The 6,820-nt window shown below is 47.1% G+C and carries 8 protein-coding genes; 3 read left to right on the plus strand and 5 right to left on the minus strand.

Translation table 11 applies throughout. From position 1 onward, the window contains the following. Positions 1-22 precede the first annotated feature (22 nt). Positions 23-1,189, plus strand: a complete 1,167-nt coding sequence (locus KNP80_RS15135) for a nucleotide sugar dehydrogenase (protein ID WP_214835047.1) — start codon at positions 23-25, stop codon at positions 1,187-1,189. A 42-nt stretch (positions 1,190-1,231) separates the two neighbouring features. Here the strand turns inward: KNP80_RS15135 and KNP80_RS15140 are convergent, their stop codons facing one another. The 3 genes from KNP80_RS15140 to KNP80_RS15150 are packed head-to-tail and all read right to left on the minus strand — an operon-like array spanning position 1,232 to position 2,565. Beyond that, complete coding sequence (locus KNP80_RS15140) at positions 1,232-1,642, minus strand: tyrosine-type recombinase/integrase (RefSeq protein ID WP_353048008.1); 411 nt, start codon at positions 1,640-1,642, stop codon at positions 1,232-1,234. Then, positions 1,643-2,107, minus strand: coding sequence for a tyrosine-type recombinase/integrase (locus KNP80_RS15145; RefSeq protein ID WP_214835049.1), 465 nt, complete (start codon positions 2,105-2,107; stop codon positions 1,643-1,645). Between the two features lie 5 nt (positions 2,108-2,112). After that, entirely contained in the window at positions 2,113-2,565 is a 453-nt protein-coding gene (locus tag KNP80_RS15150) for a sigma factor (RefSeq protein WP_214835050.1), read from the minus strand. A 268-nt stretch (positions 2,566-2,833) separates the two neighbouring features. Between KNP80_RS15150 and KNP80_RS15155 the strand changes: the two genes are divergently transcribed. Continuing rightward, positions 2,834-3,694 carry an NAD-dependent epimerase/dehydratase family protein gene (locus tag KNP80_RS15155; protein WP_214835051.1) on the plus strand — a complete coding sequence of 287 codons (861 nt, stop codon included), beginning with the start codon at positions 2,834-2,836 and terminating at the stop codon, positions 3,692-3,694. Between the two features lie 207 nt (positions 3,695-3,901). Here KNP80_RS15155 and KNP80_RS15160 read toward each other — a convergent pair whose 3' ends face one another. Both KNP80_RS15160 and KNP80_RS15165 read right to left on the minus strand, forming a co-directional pair. Further along, the gene (locus tag KNP80_RS15160; RefSeq protein WP_214835052.1) at positions 3,902-4,771 is read right to left on the minus strand and encodes a tyrosine-type recombinase/integrase; all 870 of its coding nucleotides are present in this window, start codon (positions 4,769-4,771) and stop codon (positions 3,902-3,904) included. Between the two features lie 5 nt (positions 4,772-4,776). Beyond that, the gene (locus tag KNP80_RS15165; RefSeq protein WP_214835053.1) at positions 4,777-5,229 is read right to left on the minus strand and encodes a sigma factor; all 453 of its coding nucleotides are present in this window, start codon (positions 5,227-5,229) and stop codon (positions 4,777-4,779) included. A 333-nt stretch (positions 5,230-5,562) separates the two neighbouring features. Between KNP80_RS15165 and KNP80_RS15170 the strand changes: the two genes are divergently transcribed. Continuing rightward, positions 5,563-6,534 (plus strand): aldose epimerase family protein, encoded by a 972-nt coding sequence (locus tag KNP80_RS15170; protein ID WP_353048007.1) that lies wholly within the window; start codon positions 5,563-5,565, stop codon positions 6,532-6,534. The last annotated feature ends 286 nt before the right edge of the window (positions 6,535-6,820 follow it).

A 6,820-nucleotide genomic window follows, 5' to 3' on the forward strand; every position in this document is an offset into this window, starting at 1 on the left:
ATACAGAATCAGGGGGAACATCATGCGAGTTACTGTAGCCGGTACTGGCTATGTCGGTCTTTCAATGGCAGTCTTGCTTGCACAACATAACGATGTGATTGCACTGGATATCATGAAAGACAAAGTCGACATGATTAATGCGAAACGGTCTCCAATCGTTGACGCAGAAATTGAAGACTTCTTACAAAACAAAAAATTAAATTTAGTTGCGACAACAGACAACTTGACAGCGTTTAAAGATGCCGAATATGTGGTGATTGCAACTCCTACGGATTACGACCCTGTACGTAACTATTTTAATACGCGTACGGTAGAGAGTGTTATCGCTACTGTACTGGCAATTAACCCGGATGCGATCATGGTCATCAAATCGACTGTTCCGGTTGGATATACGGATGAAGTCAAAGCAAAATTCGATACTGAAAACATCATCTTCTCACCAGAATTTTTGCGTGAAGGTCAAGCGTTGCATGATAACCTTTATCCATCACGTATCGTTGTGGGTGAGCAGTCTGAGCGCGCGGAAGTGTTCGCGAACTTGTTAAAAGATGCTGCCATCAAAGAAGATATTACGGTGCTGTTGACTGACTCAACTGAAGCGGAAGCCATCAAGTTGTTCTCGAACACATATTTGGCGATGCGTGTCGCGTTCTTCAACGAGCTTGATACGTACGCAGAAGTTCGTGGCCTTGATTCTAAGCAGATTATCGAGGGTGTTGGTCTCGATCCACGGATTGGTTCACACTACAATAATCCATCATTCGGATATGGTGGTTACTGCTTACCGAAAGATACGAAACAGCTTCTTGCCAACTATGAGGATGTACCGAACAATATCATCGGGGCAATCGTTGACGCGAACCGCACACGTAAAGATTTTGTCGCAGAGTCGATTCTGAAACAAAATCCGAAGCGTGTCGGTGTTTACCGTCTAACGATGAAGACGGATTCGGATAACTTCCGGGCGTCTTCGATTCAAGGAATCATGAAGCGTATTAAGGCAAAAGGTGTCGAAGTCGTCATCTATGAGCCGGTTCTAAAAGAAGAATCGTTCTACAATTCACCTGTCATCAATGACTTTGAGACGTTCAAAGAGACGGCTGACGTCATCGTCACAAACCGCTTACATCCAGAACTTGAAGATGTAGCAGACAAAGTGTATACACGCGATTTGTACAGTCGTGACTAATCATATGGCAGCACGAGGAACAATCCCCGTGCTGCCATATTTTCAATCTTCCAAGTCGTCGATCGCGTTTCGAACTTCTTTGTCCGTCACATGCAAATAGCGTTCGGTCGTCTGGACATGTTTATGGCCGAGCAATTGACGGATCACCATTAGGCTGGCTCCGTTCCGGTAACACGAGGTGGCAAAACTATGACGCAACATATGAGTCGTCAAATGTACGTCGAAGTATTTTTCTGAAATGCATTTTAAATCCTCGTTGACGTAATTGGCGCGCACTTGCCGTCCGCTCGGCATGAGAAACTCGTAAGGTGAGTTCGGGAACTTAGGGCGGTCTTTTTCGATATAGTTTTTGAGCTCTTTTGCTAGAAGGGGTCTCACCGGAATTATGCGTTGCTTCTCACCTTTGCCTTTGTTGACATACAAAACGTTGTTCTCAAAGTCGAGGTGAGAAATTTATAAATCGAGGATTTCGCTGATACGAAGGCCAGCGTCATCTCCGGCTAAATAGATAGCATATAACGTTGCGTTTTTAGCCTGATACAACACAAGATTTAACTGCTGTCGGGTGATGACGTTCGGTTTCTTTTGCACTCCATCTTTCGTGATGATTTGGGCGAACGGATTATCCATGACCCATTTTTGTTGAACGGCAAACGTGAAGAGAGAACGGACTGACATGATATAGGCACGCACCGTACAATTCGATAAACCCTTTTCTTGGAGCGACAGTTTGTAAGGTAACGCATGTTCGAGGGAGGTCACGTCCTGCAAATAGAGAACATTACGTTGGGCAACAAAATTCTCGAATCGACGCAACGTGTTTCGATACGTTTTAATAGTCGTCTTTGGCAATTCTCGACGAACAATTAAATCTTCCATATACAACTCGATTGCATCTTGCAACAAAATGTTTACCATGTTGATCACTCCTTCATTTGGATGGCCTCTCGAAGTTCTCGTTGGACATCTGCCTTGTAGGCTCGAAGCCGGCTTGGGGAATAAGGTAGTGTCGATTCGGTCCCGTCGATGAGGTGGCAAAGGAGCTCGAAGTGGCGAGGTGATAGCAACATCTTTTTCTCATCGAGCCAGTCGTGGAATCGACGTTCGGACTCGATGCATGTTTCTGGGATTCGTTCAGCTGCGACTTCGTGTTTCAAATGACGTGAGTTCTTTTGTTGGTGGTTGAGTATGGCTCCCCGGATTCGTTGGAAGCAGTACGTCTTCGATAAGGTACAGCCGCGGTTCAACGCTTCCCATAATGCAATCCGGGCGATTTGGGCGCAGTCCTCCTGTTCGTTAGGGTGGATAGATAAGTGGCGAATGACATAATGGATCATCGGTTCCCACTCGCGAATCTGCTCGTCAATCGTGTTCATCAAGTTGCTCTTTCCTGAGCGCTCGGTGTGATTCCTAGGTAAGACCGAGTATAATCGTTGTTCTTTACCTTTTTGGGTGTTGGTATCCCTTGCCTCTAAGGCTCCTCTCTTTATCATTGCGTCTTCGAGGAGATAATCCCCTCTATTTCAATCGCATAAGGCCATTGGTGCATCGGGAAGAACAACGATTATTCCCCGTTCAAGGCGAATAAATTAGTTATAGATCATAGAAAAATACATAGTTAAGTTTTATGGAGGAGGGCTATACATGAAAAAAGTATTAATCACGGGAGCGAATAGCTACGTTGGTAATGCATTCAAACAATGGGTGGAGGCACATCATACTACCTCTGTTCAAGTCGATACAGTGGGGATGCGAAACGGAGAATGGAAAAACATCTCGTTCGATGGATACGATGCGATTTTACATGCTGCAGGAATCGCTCACGTTTCGACGGACAAGAGCATGGAGGACTTATACTATAAAGTGAACACAGATTTGACGGCTGAGGTTGCCGAGAAGGCGAAACGTGAAGGCGTCAAACAGTTCATCTTCCTCAGCAGCATGATCGTGTACGGGGATGCTTCGAATGCTCAAATGATTACAAGAGATACCGTGCCAAAGCCGACGAATTTCTACGGGAACAGTAAGCTTCAAGCCGAGAAGAAACTTGAAGCGATTGCGGATCGAGATTTCCTCGTCGCGAATGTCCGTCCGCCGATGATTTATGGAAAAGGATCAAAAGGGAACTACATCAAGCTGGCTGGTCTATCAAAGAAAATCCCAGTCTTCCCGAGTTATCAAAATCAACGTAGTATGATTCATATCGATAACTTGTCTGAGTTTTTGGCACAGGTCATTCTTCATGAGGACAAGGGCACATTCCATCCGCAAAACAAAGAGTATGTCTGTACGTCGGAGCTCGTTTCGACGATTGGTTCTGTCCACGGTAATAAGGTCAGAGGACTAGGCTTGTTCAACGGTGTCATTCGTCAGCTCGTAGACCGAAACGTCACGATCAATAAATTGTTCGGCGACTTTGCGTATGCGAAAGAGTTGTCGACGTATGAACATGACTACCATGTTCGTGATTTCAAAGAGAGTATAATTGCGACTGAAAAGAATTAACATGCTTACTATCGACATTTGTATCGTGGATTGAACTTTTCACGATATGTTCTTCTACTGCTTCCAGAGGATATCGGAGGTGCATCTTTGATTACAATAAAATCATTAGGTTTGGTTTTGCTGTCGTGTCAAACATGATAATCAAGCAGTGATTCAAAAAAACGAGACATGAACAATCGCTTCTTCATGCCTCGACAAGTCCTTTACTTATTCATTCAAACTGTCAATCAGCTTGCGACTTTGTTCTCTGGATACATGAAGGTAGCGCTCCGTCGTATTGATTGACTTATGCCCGAGGAGATTGGCTACACCAAGAATATTTTGACTCTTATTGTATAGCGTCGTCGCAAAACTATGACGCAGCATATGGCTCGTCAACTTCTCGCCGAACTGTTCTTGCGCGATTGCCTTCAAATCATTGTTCACAAAGCCAGGTTGGACGACACGTCCGGTTGGCATCAAGAAAATGCGATTTGAGTTCCCGACGTTCGGTCGGTGCGTGACGATATACTTCTTCAGTTCGTTGGTGAGTCGCGGTGTCATCGGGACATGGCGGGTTTTATCACCTTTTCCTTTTTGAACCGTCAACAACCGCTCCTCGAAATTGATGTGATCGAGCTCCAAATTTAAAATCTCACTGATCCGTAGTCCGGCATCACCTCCGACGAGATAAATCGTATAGAGTGTGTAATTACGGGCGTGATACAGCACCGTGTTCAATTGGTCGCGTGTGATGATCGTTGGAGGTTCGCTGACGCCCTCCCGTGTGACGATGCGGGCAAACGGATTATGTTGCATCCAATGCTGCTCGATGGCAAACGTGAACAGTCCACGGATGCGCATGATATAGGATTTGACCGTATTGTCGGCCATCCCGCTGATGTGTTTCTTGTACGGGATCGCATGGCTCGACTCGTCGATGTCTTGGATGTACACCGCACCGTGCTCGGCTGCATAGCGGGCGAAGCGCCATAACGAGTTGCGCGTGCTTTTCAGCGTCGTCTCGGGGGCTTCCTTTCGTTCTCTCATGTCTGTCAAGTACATCTCAATCGCGTCACTCAGTAATACGTGTTTCATATCATTCACTCCTTCAAGTTGATTGCCTCTTTCAGTTCCCGTTGGACATCGGCCTTATATGCCCGCAAACGACTCGGCGAATAAGACAGCGTCTGTTCGGTCCCGTCAATCAAGTGGCAGAGGAGTTCGAAATGGCGGGGGGACAGCAACAACCGCTGTTCGTCGAGCCAGTCGAAGAGATTACGTTCGGACGTCATGCATTGTTCCGGGATTCGTTCGGCGGCGACCTCGTGCTTTAAATGGCGGGAGTTCTTTTGTTGGTGATTCAGGATGGCGCCCCGGATGCGCTGGAAGCAATACGTCTTGGATAGCGTGCAGCCGCGAGTCAACGCTTCCCATAGGGCAATCCTAGCGATTTGGGCGCAGTCTTCCTGTTCGTTCGGGTGAATCGATAGGTGGCGGATGACATAGTGGATCATTGGTTCCCATTCGTGGATTTGATCGTCGATTTGATTCATGTGGCAATTCGTTTCCGAGCGCTCTGTTGATTTTCCTAGGTTAATTCGAGTATAGTCATCGATATCCGAGATGGACTAGCGCCCTTATCGCACGTAAGCCTAGGGCTTGATTGAAATATCGGCTTACAATAACGAATGGAGTCGGAAGGCGAACGTACAGCAACAACCAATCGTCGAATATCGATGAATATCCGGTGAATGTGAGAATATGCGGTCGAGAATAAGGGGATTCACGAGTTTCATCGTCTTCATGAACTCATTTTTGAGTCACGTCGATAAAGTGGAGTACGGGACGACGACTACGGGAATGAACAGGTAAACGAATCGAAGTAGGTGAGCCAGTTGAGAGAAGCAGCTATTGAAAACAAGAACGGCATGCGCTTGTCGGCCATTTCATACGGATGTGCCATGACCGAGTTGACGGCACCGGACCGTGACGGGAACATGGACTCCGTCATTTTGAAATATGGTAGTCCCGAGCAATACCTCGAGAACCCGGTTTATCTCGGTTCTGTCGTCGGACGAATTGCCGGACGGATCCGCAATGCGGAGATTGATGGTGTGGCCTTGACCCCAAGCGAGGCCCCGCATCATATCCACGGCGGCAACGACGGCATCACGTCCCGGCACTGGGACATGGACGTCGAGGGGCAGGCGATCACATTTACTTATCTAAGTCCGGATGGGGAAGAAGGGTATCCCGGCAACGTCATGTTCAAGGTCGTCTATGAGTTGACGGACGACAACGAGCTCGTCGTCACGATGACGGCCCAGACGGACAAGCGGACGTGGGTCAACTTGAACCATCATAACTATTTCAATCTCGGCGGACGACCGACGATTCATGATCATGTGCTGACACTGCCGTCCGATCACGTGGCGAAGCTTGATTCCGAGTCGCTGCCTACGGGAGAGTTGCTCGAGGTGGAGGCGACACCGTTCGACTTCCGTGACGGGAAGCCAGTCGGTGAGGCGATTTCGTCGGAGGACGAGGCGATCGTTAAGGCTGGTGGATTGGATCATCCGTTCCTCTTGAAGGACGGGGTGACCCGGCTGCATGACCCGGTGAGCGGACGCGTCATGGACGTCGAGACGAATCAACCGGTCATGGTCGTCTATACGGCGAACTTCCTCAGTGAAGAGACGCCGGTCACGCTTGAAGGACGGCAGAAACATAGTGCGATTTGTTTAGAAGCACAGGCGTTCCCGGACGCACCAAACCATCCAGACATCGCCACATCGATCGAACTGAACCCCGAGGAGTTGTATCACTCGAGGACGGTTTATCGGTTTGGGGTGGAATGATTAAAAGAACCTTAGTATGGCTGTTTTATAAGCCAGTACTAAGGTTTTTTTGTATGGATTTTTTATTGTCTTACTTAAGGATTCTTAGTTTGTATGTGAGTTAAAAAACATAGTCAATATTACCTATTTTATTTTTAGGGGAATCAAATAAATTGGGAGTATGTCAACAGCGGTTTAAAATTCCCTCTTAATAACGGATTAAAAATCCCTTTTTTACACATTACTCTTGGAAACTATCGACACGCGCCGGTTGGATGCCGGCCCGTTTCTTTTCTCTCATTCGATA

The organism is Exiguobacterium sp. E4787 (genome assembly GCF_018618375.1).
Classification (GTDB): domain Bacteria; phylum Bacillota; class Bacilli; order Exiguobacteriales; family Exiguobacteriaceae; genus Exiguobacterium; species Exiguobacterium chiriqhucha.